Source organism: Halobacterium bonnevillei (assembly GCF_009831555.1).
Classification (GTDB): Archaea; Halobacteriota; Halobacteria; order Halobacteriales; family Halobacteriaceae; genus Halobacterium; species Halobacterium bonnevillei.
Genome location: NZ_WUUU01000083.1, coordinates 1 through 13,223 on the forward strand (window position 1 = coordinate 1; position 13,223 = coordinate 13,223).

Sequence of the window (13,223 nt, forward strand, 5' to 3'; positions counted from 1 at the left end):
GCACGCGACACGCTCGCCGGAACTGCTGACCGCCGGCGCCCGCGTCGCGGTGCTCGCCCACCAGGGGCGGCCGGGCGGCGACGAGTTCGCGCGCCTGGAACCGCACGCCGAACGGCTCGACGAACTCCTCGAATTCGACGTGTCGTACTGTGACGCGACGTTCTCCGCGGACGCGCGCGGGGCCGTCGAGTCCCTCGACGCGGGGGAGGCCGTGTTGCTGGAGAACACCCGGTTCTACAGCGAGGAGTACATGGAGTTCTCCTCGGAGCGCGCGGCCGAGACGTTCCTCGTGTCGCGGTTGTCGCCCGCCCTGGACGCGTTCGTCAACGACGCGTTCGCGGCCGCGCACCGCTCGCAGCCGTCGCTGGTCGGGTTCCCGGAACGGCTGCCGTCGTACGCCGGCCGCGTGATGGCGGAGGAACTGGACGTGCTGGGGTCCATCGAGGAGACGCCGACGCCGCGAACCTACGTGGTCGGCGGTGCGAAAGTGCCGGACTCGGTGACGGTCGTCGAGCACGCGCTCGAGCACGACCTCGCCGAACACGTGCTGGTGACCGGTGTCGTCGGGAACGTGTTCCTGGCGGCGGACGGCGTGGACATCGGCCGCGCGAGCACGGAGTTCATCCACGACCGCGGCTACGAGACCGAAATCGAGCGCGCGAGCGACGTACTCGACGAGTACCCCGAGCGCGTGGAACTCCCGGTGGACGTCGCCGTGGAGCGCGACGGCGAGCGCACCGAACTGGACGTGACGTCGCTGCCGCCGCGCCGTGGGGAACCGCTCAAGGACGTGGGTAGCGACACGATTGCGGCGTTCGAGGACATCCTACGAACGTCCGGCACTGCGGTCCTGAACGGGCCGGCGGGCGTCTTCGAGGAGGAGACGTTCGCCGCGGGCACCCGGAGCATCCTCGCAGCGGCGACGCACGCGGAGTACACCGTCGTGGGTGGCGGAGACACCGCGGCCGCGATTCGGGCGTTCGACCTGTCGGGGTTCGACCACGTGAGCACGGGCGGCGGTGCGGCACTCCGGTTGCTGACGGGCGAATCGCTGCCGGCAGTGGAGGTACTGCGGTGACTGGGAGTACCGGGACAACTGACGGAGAGAGGCTGGAGGTAGACTGATGGACGTTCGGGCCGCGACCGGCGACGACGTCGCGGTCGTGACCGAACTGTGGGTGGCACTGGCACGCGAGCAGCGCGCGCACGGCTCGCACCTCCTGCCGGCGGCGAACCGCGATCAGGCCCGCGACCTCGTCGCGCAGTACGTGCACGCGGACGGCGTCGCCGTGGCTGACGATGCTGGCGTCGTGGGGTTCGTGATGTTCCACGCCGAGACCGGGTTCTTCGAGACTGACGCGACGCGGGGGGTCGTGGACAACGTCTACGTCGCGCCGGATGCTCGCAGCGAGGGCGTGGGGTCGGCACTGCTGGACTACGCCGAAACCGAACTCGCCGAGCGCGGTGCGACAGTGCTGGCGGTGGAAGCACTCTGGGAGAACGAGCGCGCGCGTCGACTGTACGAGCGCCGTGGGTACGACCCGCACCGAATCACGTTCGAGCAGCCGCTGGCGGACACCGGTACCGAGGAAAGCGAGTCCGAGGACGAATCGTAGCGACAGTCCTGGTCGGCGAACCGTTGACCGTCTGGACGGCGCACGGACACGAACCGCCCACAGACTGGACGCCGCACAGACAGAACTTGCGTCTTCCAGGGCATTAATGCGGCAGTCACGACGGAACTATGGTGGGGAGTGGTGAAACTCGCTACCGACCCAGCACTCGTCTAGCGGACCCCTCTACCGTCACTCCCCGTTCCCCACACACGGGCAGTACTCACGGGTGGACCGTTCTCTCGCAGCCGCGGCACTCGTTCGGACTGACCCCTGCAGATTCGCTCGAACACGTTCGGTGCAGGGACGATGTGACTGGCTCGTGGAACTCGGTGGTATGAGGGTGTACACCGGCCGCGGCGACGACGGGCGGACCGACCTCGCGGACCAGTCACGCGTTTCCAAGACACATCCACGCATCGAAGCGTACGGGACAGTCGACGAACTGAACGCGCGGGTCGGCGACGCGCGGCCGGCGGGCTACGAGGACGTCGACGACCAGTTGGCGGTCGTCCAGAACGACCTGTTCACGATTCAGTCCCAGCTGGCGACGCCGGATCCGGGTGACGACGACCCCCAGCTGTCGCCGGGTCGCATCGACGTGCTGGAGACCTGGATCGACGAGTACGAGGACGAGGTCGGCGGCCTCGAGTCGTTCATTCTGCCGGCTGGCGCGGCGGCCGCGACCAGCCTCCACGTCGCGCGGACGACCTGCCGTCGCGCCGAACGCCGTGTCGTCGCGCTCGCGGACGCATCGGAGCACGCAGTCGCCGACCCGGTAGTGTCGTACCTCAACCGACTGTCGGATTACTGCTTCACGGCCGCGCGCGTCGTCAATCACCGGGATGGCGTGACCGAGGAGTCGCCGACGTACTGACTCCGGCAACGGGGCGTGAGCCGGGAGCCGCAACCGACTTCGGCAACACGAACGGGAGCGCGAAGCGATGGGGTGACAGACGTTCCTTGCGGACCGTTCCCGGCCGCGAAGCCAGCGGACGGTCAGTGGCCGACCTACCAGCAGGAGACCAGGGGCCAGGGTGTCAACAGAATACAGTGAGCCGGCGTGCCAACGGAAATCCGGGCCCAGTGTGCCAACGGAAATCCGGGCCCAGTGTGCCAACGGAAATCCAGGCCCGGCGTGCCAAACGACAGTCCCATGCCGACGCCGATACGTGTCGCCTGCTACTTCTTCGGGAGTTTCGCGACGAACTCGTCGGGCGCGCGCTGTTCGACCTCGTAGGCGTCGGCGTCGAAGTCGTCGACTTCGGCCTGCATCTCGTAGAACAGGGGTTTCGGTTCGTGGTCGTTGACGAGTTCCAGGGCCTCGCCGCTCTCGAGGTCGTCGAAGGCGTCGTGGATCTTCGGGTGACGCTTGGGTGGCGGGACGTCGCGGATGTCGAGCGTCTTTGCTGTCATGCACTCGGCCCTAAACAGTCACGCCTAGAGTCATCTCTCCCGAACAAGTTCGGCACCCCCGTGCTCGATACGGTCGGTGGGCCCGTCACTCACCCTCGATTCTTACCCATACAGCTTTTCTCGGTGGGCCGTGAACCCTCCCGAGAGTGGCCAGGCATGTGTGCGTGGATAGACCCAAAGGAGTCCGGTGAGGGGTGGGGCAGGCGCGAAACGTCTGACCCGATACCAGCGGAGATCGAACCGACTCGCGAACGCGCGGCGGCTGTCGACCTCCCCTACCAGTTCAAGGAGCACCGCGGCTACCAGGGCACGCTCTCTGGAGTCACCGTGGACGGCGAAACGTACACGTCCGGCGACCTCAAGGTCAACGCCGGCGTGACCGGCGACCGCAAGCTGAAACTTCACGTTAGGGGTATCATCTGGCTCGAAGACCCCGATGGAGCGGGCAGCGCACTCCGGTTCAAGGTCCAGGTCGTTCGGGCACCCCCGGTGACCGACACTGTACCGTACGGGACCTACGAGGTCTGGGAGCGCCACCAGTTCGGGGACGTGACTGTGGACGAGGTCACCGGGCCGTCGTTCACGCCGGAAGCCGGCACGTCGGGAACGTCGCGTGAGACGAAGAACTTCGAGGACCTCATGGAACCGACGAAACTGCTCGTGTCAGAGCTCGAACTCGTACGGAACACGCCGTTCGCGGCCTACCGGCTCGAGGAGACCGGTGACTGGGAGGAGTACGGGGCCGTGTTCCGCTGGAAGGGCAACGCGTTCCAGCACCGGCTCCAGTGAGCGGGTGGCCGTTCGGCCCGCCACAGTTGGAACCCCGTAGCGACACCCTGAATGCCGAAAACGACTTCACTCGGCGCGTGGTATGTGTATACATGGCACAGACGGAGCAAACGCTGCGGCGGGGAGAGCGCGTGCGCGTCGCCCGGCAGTCCGCGGACAAAGCGAAGCTCGCAGTCTGCGGCTACGAGCGCCACCAGCACTTCGGGGACGACGGCGTCGTCACTGACGTTCGACGCACCGAGGACGGCGCCTGGTTCGTGGTCCGCTTCGACGAGTACGGCCACGACGCCGTCCCGTACCGGCACGACGAACTCGAACCAGTCTGAGAGTGACGCGGCGCCGACACCGATACGGTCGCGGGGTTTTTGGCGGTTCGCCCGGCCGACGACAGACTCATCTGTGGCCGAACCGTCTCTAGAGTGTGGCGAAACCGCTGCGGTTCCGGCGCTCGCACGAATCCTGGAGTGCCGACCGCGTCGACGCACAGTTGCTCCGCGACCTCGACGAGAACATCGGAGCGACGGCGTCCTCGCCGTGGTTCAAACCACCGTCGGGATACGACGCCAGACGGTTCGACATGGACAACGGCGACACCGCGCTGTTCGCCTGGGACGACGACGGCGCGTGGTGGATGGGGAACACGGAGACCCCGAAAGCGCTGTGGCGGACCAACAAGCAGTCGTTCGCGGAAGCGCCGTCGGAGGTCTCCCGGTGGGCGGAACGCGAACTCCTCGCGGAACTCCACGAGGAGGCGCCGTGGCTGGCGGACTACCCGTACGTGTCCTGGTTCTTCCTGCCCGTGTTCTGCTCGAAGGACGGTCGCGAGACGACGCGGGCGTTCTTCAAGGAGCACGCTGCCGGGTTCCCCGACGCCGACGCAGAGGATGCGCTGGCGTTCTACGAGTCGTTCCTCGAGACCGGCGTCTTCGACGACGAGCGACACGTGATGGCGGGGAAGCTCGGCACCTCGGAGTTCCTCGACGTCGCCCGCGCGAACGGCGCGATGGGGGAGTTCAACGCCGCGTGGCTGCTCAGCGAAGCGGGCTACGAGGTCACCCCCGAGATCGAGGTGACGACCGGTCACTCGCTGGATTATCGCGCCGACCGCGAGGGAGAACACGGCGTCCTCGTGGAGGTCACGCGCCCAGTCCCGACGAACGACCGCTCGGCCAACTCGCCGATCCGGGCGATCAAGGAGACGGCCGCGACGAAGACCAACGGCCAACTGGAGGCCCACGGCGGCGGCGCGGTGCTGTTCGTCGACTGCTCGTCGTTCCCCGACGACGAGTGGCACCGCATCCGGGGCGAACGGCCCGAGGTCGGCCACCGGCCCGCGGTCGTGTTCCGCGTGCGGCCGGACGAGTCCATCGAGGGGTACACGAAGGGCAGCGTCCCCCTCGACATCCCACAACTGTAGGTCGCTGTTCTCCGCGGTTCCTCGGGGTAGTCCGCGAACGCGCCAGACGTCAGTTCTCGAACTCTGCTGAGTCTGTCCGTCAACACTCCACGGTCAGTCCGTGAACTCGGTGTCCTCGGGGTCCTCGCCGACGAGGCGCGCGAACACCTTCCGCTCCGAGGCGCGGAGGTGCTGGGAGAACGTCGGCCCGGCGATGCCGAGGCTGTCAGCGACCTCCTCGCCGCTGGAGACGCGCGGCCACTCGAAGAAGCCCGCGTAGAACGCCGTCTCCACGACGGTTCGCTGGCGGTCGGTGAGTTCGTTCGCCCACACATCGCCGAGTCGCTCCGACCGGCTGTCGCGGTCGGTTACCTGGCGGCGTGCGACGACCTTCGTGGAGTCGTAGTATTCGCGGACCGTTTCGACGACCTCCCGCACTTCGACGTCCTGGGGGAGGTGGACGGTCAGCTTCAGGTCGTCGCCGTCGAGGACGACCTCCTGGACGGCCCCCCCGAGGGACGCCACCTCGGTCATCAGCGGCGGACTCGACACCTGGAGTTCGAACCGGACGTCGTCGACCTGTTCGCCGACGACGTCCAGCGACTCCCAGAACGGGACGGCCGCAACCATGTCCTCGAGGACTGGCAGTTCGTCGGCGGGGAGGGTGCCGTAGATCAGGAAGTTGTCACCGTCGACTGGAATCGTTCGATTGAACCGCATCGGCTCGGCGGGCATCTCCATCCCGCCGAACTGCTCGCCGATACCGGTGACGCGCAACTCCAGTTCGACGACCGTGTCGCTCATCAGCGCCTGTTTGCGCTCTGCGGCCGCGATGGCGTGGCCGATCAGCCGCCCGAGGTGTTCGACGACGGTGCGTTCCTCCCCCCGGAACGCGTTCTGGCGGTCCGCGTACACGTTCAGGACGCCGTACGTGTTTTCCTCGTAACGAATCGGGACGGCGGCGGACGACTGGAATCCGAACTCGTCGGCGACGCCGCGCCACGGTTCGTACTTCGAGTCCGTCCCGATGTCCCGGACCGTCTGCATCTCCCCGGTGCGTAACGCGGTGCCCGTCGGCCCCCCGCTTCTGGGATCCGCCGGGTCCACCGACAGCGACACTCTGTCCAAGTATTCGGACGCGCCGGCCTCCGCGCGAACCACGACCGACTGGGTCTCCGGGTCGGGTTCGCCCACCCACGCTAGCTCGTAGGAGTCCGACGCGGCGAGTCGTTCGCAGGCGATCTGTTCGATTTCCTCGCGCCGGGACTGGTCGATGACCGCTTCAGTGACGCCGTGGACGACGCCGTTCAACTGATTGAGCGCGGCGAGGCGTTCCCGCTGGGCTTCGAGACGACGCTCGTACTCGCGTTGCTCGGTGACGTCCCGCGTGTACACGACCAACCCCTCGATGGCCGGTTCGTCCAGTAGGTTCCGGCCGAGCGCGTTCAGCGTCACCCACGACCCGTCGGCGTGCTCGAACCGGAAGTCGATGGTCGCCCGGTAGTCCTGGTCCGCCAGCAGGGCTTCGAACTCCTCGCGGACCGCGGGGCGGTCCTCGGGGTGCACGTACTCGAAGGCGGCCTCGGCCTCGAGCGAGTCGGAGTCGTAGCCGAGCACCCGGCTGGCCGACGGCGTGACGTACTGGAACGCGCCGTCCGTGTCCAGGATTGCGTTGACGTCGGTCGACTCCTCGATGAGCGTCTCGTAGCGCTTCTGCTCGAGTCGGTGTTCGCGCCGCTCGATGGCGTGGTGCAGCGAGCGCACGAGCAGCCCCGGGTTTATCTCGTCTTTCACGAGGAACTCCTCGGCGCCGCGACGCAGGGCCTCGGTGCCGACGTTCCGGTCACGGAGCCCCGTGAGCACGACGACCGGGACAGTGTCGTCGTGGTCGAGCAGCGTCGTCAAGGTGTCCAGACCGTTGCTGTCGGGCAAGTCCAGGTCGAGGAGGACGACGTCCACAGCCAGCTCGTCCAGACGTTCGAGCCCGGCTTCGAGGCGTTTCTCGTGGACGAGTGTGTCCGCAGGACCGGAGGCGTTCGCGTCCGACTGGGCGCGCCCACCGTCGAGCGCACGCCCCTCGAAGGAGACCGCTTCGCGCAACATCTCCTGGATGTACCGGGCGTCGCCCGGGTTGTCTTCGACGAGCAGAATTCGAGGGGGTGACCCGGTCATGGTCGATGGCTCACTCCGGGTCCGGCGGGAGCTGAACGACCGTCAGCCAGAAGTCCTCGAAGGACTGGATGACGTCGACGAACTCGCCGGGGTCGATGGGCTTCGTGAGGTACGCGTTGGTGTGTTTGTCGTAGCTCTGGGCGACGTCCTCTTCGGCCTCCGAACTGGTGAGGACGATGACCGGAATCCGGCGCAATTGCTCGGAGGTTTTGATGTGCTCGAGGACCTCCAGCCCGTCGACTTTCGGGAGGTTCAAGTCCAGCAACACGAGGTCCGGACGCGGGGCGTCGGCGTGCCGCTCGCGCTGCTCCACAAAGTTCAGCGCGGCTTCGCCGTCCGTGACGACGTGCATGTCGTTGTTGATGTTGGCTTCCGCGAACGCTTCCTGCGTGAGTCGCACGTCCCCCGGGTTGTCCTCGACCAGGAGAATGTCGACTGGGTCGGCGTCGCGGTGTTCAATCATTGGTCTTAACGTCCGGGACGGTGAAGTAAAACGTTGCCCCTTCACCGGGCTCCGATTCGACCCAGATGTCGCCGCCGTGGCGCTCGACGATGCGCTGAGTGAGCGCCAGGCCGACGCCGGTCCCGGCGTGTTCGTCGTGGCTGTGGAGTCGCTGGAACACCTCGAAGATGTCGTCTGCGTGCTCGGGGTCGATGCCGATGCCGTCGTCGCTGACGGCGACGACCCACTCGCCGTCCGCTCGTCGTCCGGACACCTCGACGGTGGGCGGACTGTCGCCGCTGTACTCGATAGCGTTACTCAGGAGGTTCCCGAGCACCTGCCGTAGCTGGTCTTCGTCCCCGTGGACGGTCGGCAGCGACTCAGCCGTGACCGTCGCGTCAGACTCTCTGATGCGCAACTGGAAGTCCTGGCAGAGGTCCTCGAACACCGAGTCGAGTTCGACCGGCTCGAATTGCTCTCCCTCCGTCTCCACGCGGGAGTACGCCAGGAGCGCGTCGATCATCTCCTGCATGCGGTCGGCGCCGTCGACTGCGTACTCGATGAACTCCCGGCCGTCCTCGTCGAGTTTGTCGCCGTAGCGCCGTTCGATCAGGGAGAGGTAGCTCGACACCATGCGCAACGGCTCCTGGAGGTCGTGGGAGGCCGCGTAGGCGAACTGCTCGAGCCGCTCGTTGGACGCCTCGAGTTCGGTCAGGAGGGCCTCCCGTTCGGCGTTGTACTCGTTTCGTTCGATTGCGTCCGCGAGTACGTTCGCGACGCTCTGCACGAAGTTGACGTCCTCCGCGGAGAACTCCCGACGAGCCGTATCGTGTGTGCCGAGGATCCCCCACGGGTCGTCCGCAGACCCGATGACGGTGCTGATGCCGCTGGTGACGTCGTGGTCCGTCAACAGCGCCGGGCCGCTGAAGCGGTCCTCCTCGTCGAGCTCGTCGACGACAACTGGTTCCTCGGAGAGCAGCGTGTATCCCGCCTGTGAGTTGGCGTCAGCGTCCACGGTCGCGGCCCCGACGACGCCGTCGTCCCATCCCACGCCCTGCCGCAGCAACAGCTCCCCTTCACCGGCGTCGAGGTCCAGTATCTTGCAGTAGTCGGTGTCCAGAACGTCCGCGACTCGGCGGGCGGTGACAGCCATCAGCTCGTCGATGTCGTCGGTCTCCAGCGCCGCCCGACCGAGGTCCGCGACGACCTGCTGCTGGTCCGCTCGCCGTTGGAGATCCCGCCTTCGCTGCTCGCGCTCCGTGACGTCCTGTGCCGCCCCGCGCACCGCTACCACGTCACCGTCCCTGGTCTCCGGCGCGCCCTCCACCCGGAGCCAGCGGATCTCGCCGTCCGGCCCGCGGAACCTGACCTCCACGTCGAACGGGTCGCCGGACGCCATCGCGGCCCCGACCGCGTCCTCGACGATGTGACGGTCCTCCTCGTGGTAGACGTCGAGCGCCTCGTCCAGCGGCGGTTCCTCGTCGTAGTCCACGCCCAGCAACTCGAAGAGGTGGTCGGACCAGAACACGTCCTCGGTCTCCGGGTCGATCTCCCAGCCGCCGACGTCGGCGATGCGCTCGGTTTTCTCGAGCAGGTCCAGCGTGCGTTCGAGTCGCTGCTCGCGTTCCTGCTGCTCGGTCACGTCGAGCGCGATGCTCTGGCCGCCCGTAATCTCACCGTCCGTGTCGCGGAGCGGCGTCGCCCACACGCGGTAGATGCGGCCGTCGAGCGTCGAGACGACGCTATCCGTTTCGCCCGCCAGCGCATCGCGGAACACGGGTTCGACGTCAGCGGCGGTCTCCTCCGGCAACGCCTCCCAGATGGTCCGTCCCTCGACGTCCGCGGCGTCCACGTCGATGTCGTCCCACATCGTCCCGTCCACCAGAGTGTACTCGAGATGCTCGTCGAAAACGCCGACGCCGCCGTTCGGCAGGTTCTCCACGAGGCTCCGGTAGCGCTGTTCGCTCTCCTCGAGTTTCCGTCGATTCTCGACGCGTTCGGTCACGTCCTGGGCGACCAACATCCCGGCTTCAACCTCGCCGTCGCCGTCACGGATCGGGAGCGTCTTCGCTCGGATGTGGCGGCCGCGATAGCTCATTTCGAACGACGACTGCTCTCCAGCCAGCGCCGACCGGAAGTACGGTTCGATCTGCGCAGCAATCTCCGCGGGGTAGATCTCGTCGACGCTTTGCCCGACTCGTTCGTCCGTCTCCACACCGATCTCGTCCACCAGTTCGCCGCCGACGGCCGTGTACTCGAGGGAGTCGTCGAACAGCCCGACCTCTCCGTCCGGGAAGTTCTCCGCGAGCGCGCGGTAGCGCTGCTCGCTTTGCTCGAGCTGCTTGCGCTTCTCGTGGCGCTCGGTGACGTCGCGGAAGTACACCGACACCCCGGTTTCGGAGGGGTGGACCGTCGCCTCGATCCAGAAGTCGAGTGGGTCGTAGTAGCGTTCGAAGCTCTGTGGTTCCTGGGTCTCCATGGCGTCGTGGAACGCGTCCCAGATGTCGTCGATGTCCGCGGCCGCAGGGAACTCGTCCCACACCTGTTCGCCGAGCAGTTCCGTCTCCGACGCGCCGAGCAGTTCCTCGGCGCGCTCGTTGACGTGCGTGAACCGGAACTCGTCGTCGAGTGCGTAGAACGCGTCCGTCACGCGGCCGAGGATCTCCTCGAGTTCGGCCTCCAGGCGCTTGCGCTCCGTGATGTCGATGATGACGCCCTCGAGTTCCGTCACGTTCCCGTCGTCGTCGTAGATGCCGTGCCCGCGTTCACGGACCCACCTGGTCTCCCCGTCGGGGGTCTCGACCCGGTAGCTCACCAGGAACGAGCCATCCCGTTCGAGGCCGCGCTGGACGGCCTCCCAGAGGTCCGCCTGGTCCTCGTCGACGACCACGTCCTCGCCGTACGACACCGCACCGCTCTCGAGGGTCTCGCTGTCGTAGCCAGTCAACTCCCGGCACCCGTCGCTGACGAACGCCATCGGCCAGCCGCGTTCGTTCCGGCAGCGGTAGACCATCCCCGGGACGTTGTCGATGAGCGCCGCTAGCTGCCGCTCGCGTTCGCGGCGTTCCGTGATGTCCCGCACGACGCCGACTCGCATCTGGTTGCCGTCCCGGGTCTCCAGCGACGAGAACGTCACTTCCACGGGGACTGTCTCGCCGGCGGCAGTCTCGATGATCGTCTCCATCGACGGCGGCCCCTCGGTGTCGTCCGCTCGCTCCCTGACCTCCAGGGCGCGCTCCAGCGTCTCCTCGTCGACGACCAGCGAGGCGTGCTCGCCGAGCAACTCCCGGCGGTCGTACCCCGTGAGGTCCGTGAACGCGTCGTTGACGGTGTCGTAGCAGCCGTCCTCGTCGACGACGTAGATGCCGTCGTTGACCGTCTCGACGATCGTCTCGTACTTCTCGAGGCGGCGCTCGCGCTCCCGCTGCTCGGTGATGTCCTGGGACATCCCCATCGCCGCGAGCACGTTGCCGTCGTCGTCGTACACGGGGACAGTGTGAATCCGCGACACCGTCTCCCCACTGTCGTACGCGAACGTCGACGACTCGCCGTCCAGTGCGGCGCGATACTTCGGTTCCAGGACGTCCGCGAACTCGTCGGTGACCGCCTCCTTGACGCGTTTCCCCTCGAAGGCGTCAGTGCTGTCCGAGTTCTCGACGACGGGCGTACCACCGATGGTCGTGTACCGGAGGTCGTCGTTGACGAGCGCGACGGCGCCGTTCGGGAGGTTCTCGACGAGCGTCTCGTAGCGCCGGCGACTCGCCTCGATTGCCTCGCTTCGCTCCTCGAGTTCGACGCGGTCCGCCCGGCGTTCCAGTTCGTCGCTCACCCACGCCGCTGCGAGCTCCACGAGCGTCCGCTCCCACTCCGTGAACGGTTCGTCGCTGGGCTCCGTGCCGTAGAAGCAGAACGTCCCGTAGACCTCGCCGTCGACGACGACCGGTGCGCCGAGGTACGTCTCGATGCCCCACTCGGGGTCAGCGAGTTCGGGGGCTTCCGCCGACACGTCGCGGAGAGCCATCGGTTCCCCCGTCTCGACGACAGTCGAACAGACTGGCAGCGACTCCGGGTCGACGACCGTCCCGGGGTCGAGGTCGACGTCCGAGGGCGACCGAACGGCTTCGAACACGTACCTGTCCTCCCTGACCATCGACAGCGTCGCGAAGTCCGTGCCGACGACGTCGTGAACGACCGCCAGTACCGCCTCGATGCGTTCTTCGATTGATTCGTCCGGCCCGACGGCCGCGGCGTGAAGGGCTTCGAGCGTCTGGCGGCGTTGCTCCAGTGACAGCCCGTCGCTGTCAGCCGTCCGTTCGAGGACGCCGACAACCCCACCGTCCTCAGCCTGCGGGTCCACGTGGCGCAACCGCAACTCCCCGGACACGCGGCCACCGGCCGGCGTCGTCAGCGTGGCCGACGACGACACTGCACCACTCGACTGCTCGCTGGCGTGAAGACGGTCCTCGATTCGGTCGGCGCCCTCGTCGAACAGCCGCGTCGCTCGGACGCCGAGCACGTCCGTCCGGTCGTGGCCAGTCCGGTCGACGAACTCGTCGTTCACAGCCGTGACGCGCCCCGACCCGTCCGCCGCGAAGACGCACCCGTCGACGACGTCGGCGAGCGCGCGAAACATCTCGGAGGACTGGCCAGCGTCTGGCCCCTCTGGTCGGTCCCTCCCCGTGCCGGTCATGACTGCAGGTCGGGGTTTTTCGCAAAAGTATCCACTGGCCGTTTCGCCGTCCTGCGGCCACGGCCCCGTTCATTTGCAGCGGCGCCCGGTCCGCCCGGGGGAGCGCGATGCTGACACCTGCCGCCGCGTGCAATCCGTGGGTTCATACAGCGTGACGACCCACCCTGTAGCGAATGGGCGACGACGCCTGGCGGGACTACTTCGGGTTCGACGCGCCGTACGACCAGCAGGCCGACGCCATCGAGTCCGCCATCGACGCCGGCGAACGCGGCGGCTACCTCGCGATGGAGGGGCCCTGCGGGACTGGCAAGACGATGGCGGCGCTCACCGCGGCCGCGCAGCTCGTCCGGGAGACCGACGGCTACGAGCGAGTGTTCGTCGTGACCCCCGTGAAACAGCAACTCCAGCAGTTCGTCGCGGACCTCCGGCAGATGAACGCCGGGCTGGACGAGCCGCTGGACGGCGTGGCGCTCGTCGGGAAGCGCGACCTCTGCCCGTACGGCCGCGAGGACGTGTTCCCCCGGGACGCCAGCGTCCACGACCGCTGCGAGGACCTCCGGGAGTCGACGGCCGACCTCGTGGACGCAGACGAGAGCAAACCCGGTGGCTTCGACGGCGCCGACGCCCGCGACCTGGTCGACCTCCGGGCCGCCGACGCGCTCGACGACCCGTGGTGGGACCCAGCGACCGCCCGCGACCTCGCGC

The 13,223-nt window shown here is 67.5% G+C and carries 11 protein-coding genes; 7 read left to right on the forward strand and 4 right to left on the reverse strand.

What is annotated here, in order from left to right; genetic code table 11:
- From GRX66_RS10920 to GRX66_RS10930, 3 genes are all read left to right on the forward strand, one after another.
- Positions 1-1,078 (forward strand): phosphoglycerate kinase (locus tag GRX66_RS10920; protein WP_159526591.1); only part of this gene is annotated, 1,078 nt, incomplete at its 5' end.
- A 46-nt stretch (positions 1,079-1,124) separates the two neighbouring features.
- Positions 1,125-1,616 (forward strand): GNAT family N-acetyltransferase, encoded by a 492-nt coding sequence (locus GRX66_RS10925; protein WP_159526592.1) that lies wholly within the window; start codon positions 1,125-1,127, stop codon positions 1,614-1,616.
- Between the two features lie 334 nt (positions 1,617-1,950).
- The gene (locus GRX66_RS10930) at positions 1,951-2,490 is read left to right on the forward strand and encodes a cob(I)yrinic acid a,c-diamide adenosyltransferase (RefSeq protein ID WP_159526593.1); all 540 of its coding nucleotides are present in this window, start codon (positions 1,951-1,953) and stop codon (positions 2,488-2,490) included.
- Positions 2,491-2,795: 305 nt separating this feature from the next.
- Here the strand turns inward: GRX66_RS10930 and GRX66_RS10935 are convergent, their stop codons facing one another.
- Positions 2,796-3,029, reverse strand: a complete 234-nt coding sequence (locus GRX66_RS10935) for a DUF2249 domain-containing protein (RefSeq protein ID WP_159526594.1) — start codon at positions 3,027-3,029, stop codon at positions 2,796-2,798.
- 156 nt (positions 3,030-3,185) lie between these two features.
- On the opposite strand from GRX66_RS10935, the gene GRX66_RS10940 reads away from it, so the two are divergent.
- From GRX66_RS10940 to GRX66_RS10950, 3 genes are all read left to right on the forward strand, one after another.
- On the forward strand, positions 3,186-3,818 hold the full coding sequence (locus GRX66_RS10940) for a hypothetical protein (protein WP_159526595.1): 633 nt from the start codon (positions 3,186-3,188) through the stop codon (positions 3,816-3,818).
- A gap of 92 nt (positions 3,819-3,910) precedes the next feature.
- Complete coding sequence (locus GRX66_RS10945) at positions 3,911-4,144, forward strand: hypothetical protein (RefSeq protein ID WP_159526596.1); 234 nt, start codon at positions 3,911-3,913, stop codon at positions 4,142-4,144.
- Between the two features lie 95 nt (positions 4,145-4,239).
- Positions 4,240-5,235: a DUF5784 family protein gene (locus tag GRX66_RS10950; RefSeq protein ID WP_325064066.1), complete on the forward strand. Its 996-nt coding sequence runs from the start codon at positions 4,240-4,242 to the stop codon at positions 5,233-5,235.
- Between the two features lie 93 nt (positions 5,236-5,328).
- Here the strand turns inward: GRX66_RS10950 and GRX66_RS10955 are convergent, their stop codons facing one another.
- Genes GRX66_RS10955 through GRX66_RS20960 form a run of 3 tightly spaced genes read right to left on the reverse strand, consistent with a single transcriptional unit; the run spans position 5,329 to position 12,461 of the window.
- Complete coding sequence (locus GRX66_RS10955; protein ID WP_159526597.1) at positions 5,329-7,386, reverse strand: bacterio-opsin activator domain-containing protein; 2,058 nt, start codon at positions 7,384-7,386, stop codon at positions 5,329-5,331.
- 10 nt (positions 7,387-7,396) lie between these two features.
- Entirely contained in the window at positions 7,397-7,849 is a 453-nt protein-coding gene (locus tag GRX66_RS10960) for a response regulator (protein WP_159526598.1), read from the reverse strand.
- Positions 7,842-12,461: a PAS domain S-box protein gene (locus GRX66_RS20960; RefSeq protein ID WP_159526599.1), complete on the reverse strand. Its 4,620-nt coding sequence runs from the start codon at positions 12,459-12,461 to the stop codon at positions 7,842-7,844. The genes GRX66_RS10960 and GRX66_RS20960 overlap by 8 nt, the downstream gene beginning before the upstream one ends.
- Positions 12,462-12,691: 230 nt before the next feature.
- Here GRX66_RS20960 and GRX66_RS10970 point away from each other — a divergent pair.
- Positions 12,692-13,223 (forward strand): DEAD/DEAH box helicase (locus GRX66_RS10970; protein WP_159526600.1); only part of this gene is annotated, 532 nt, incomplete at its 3' end.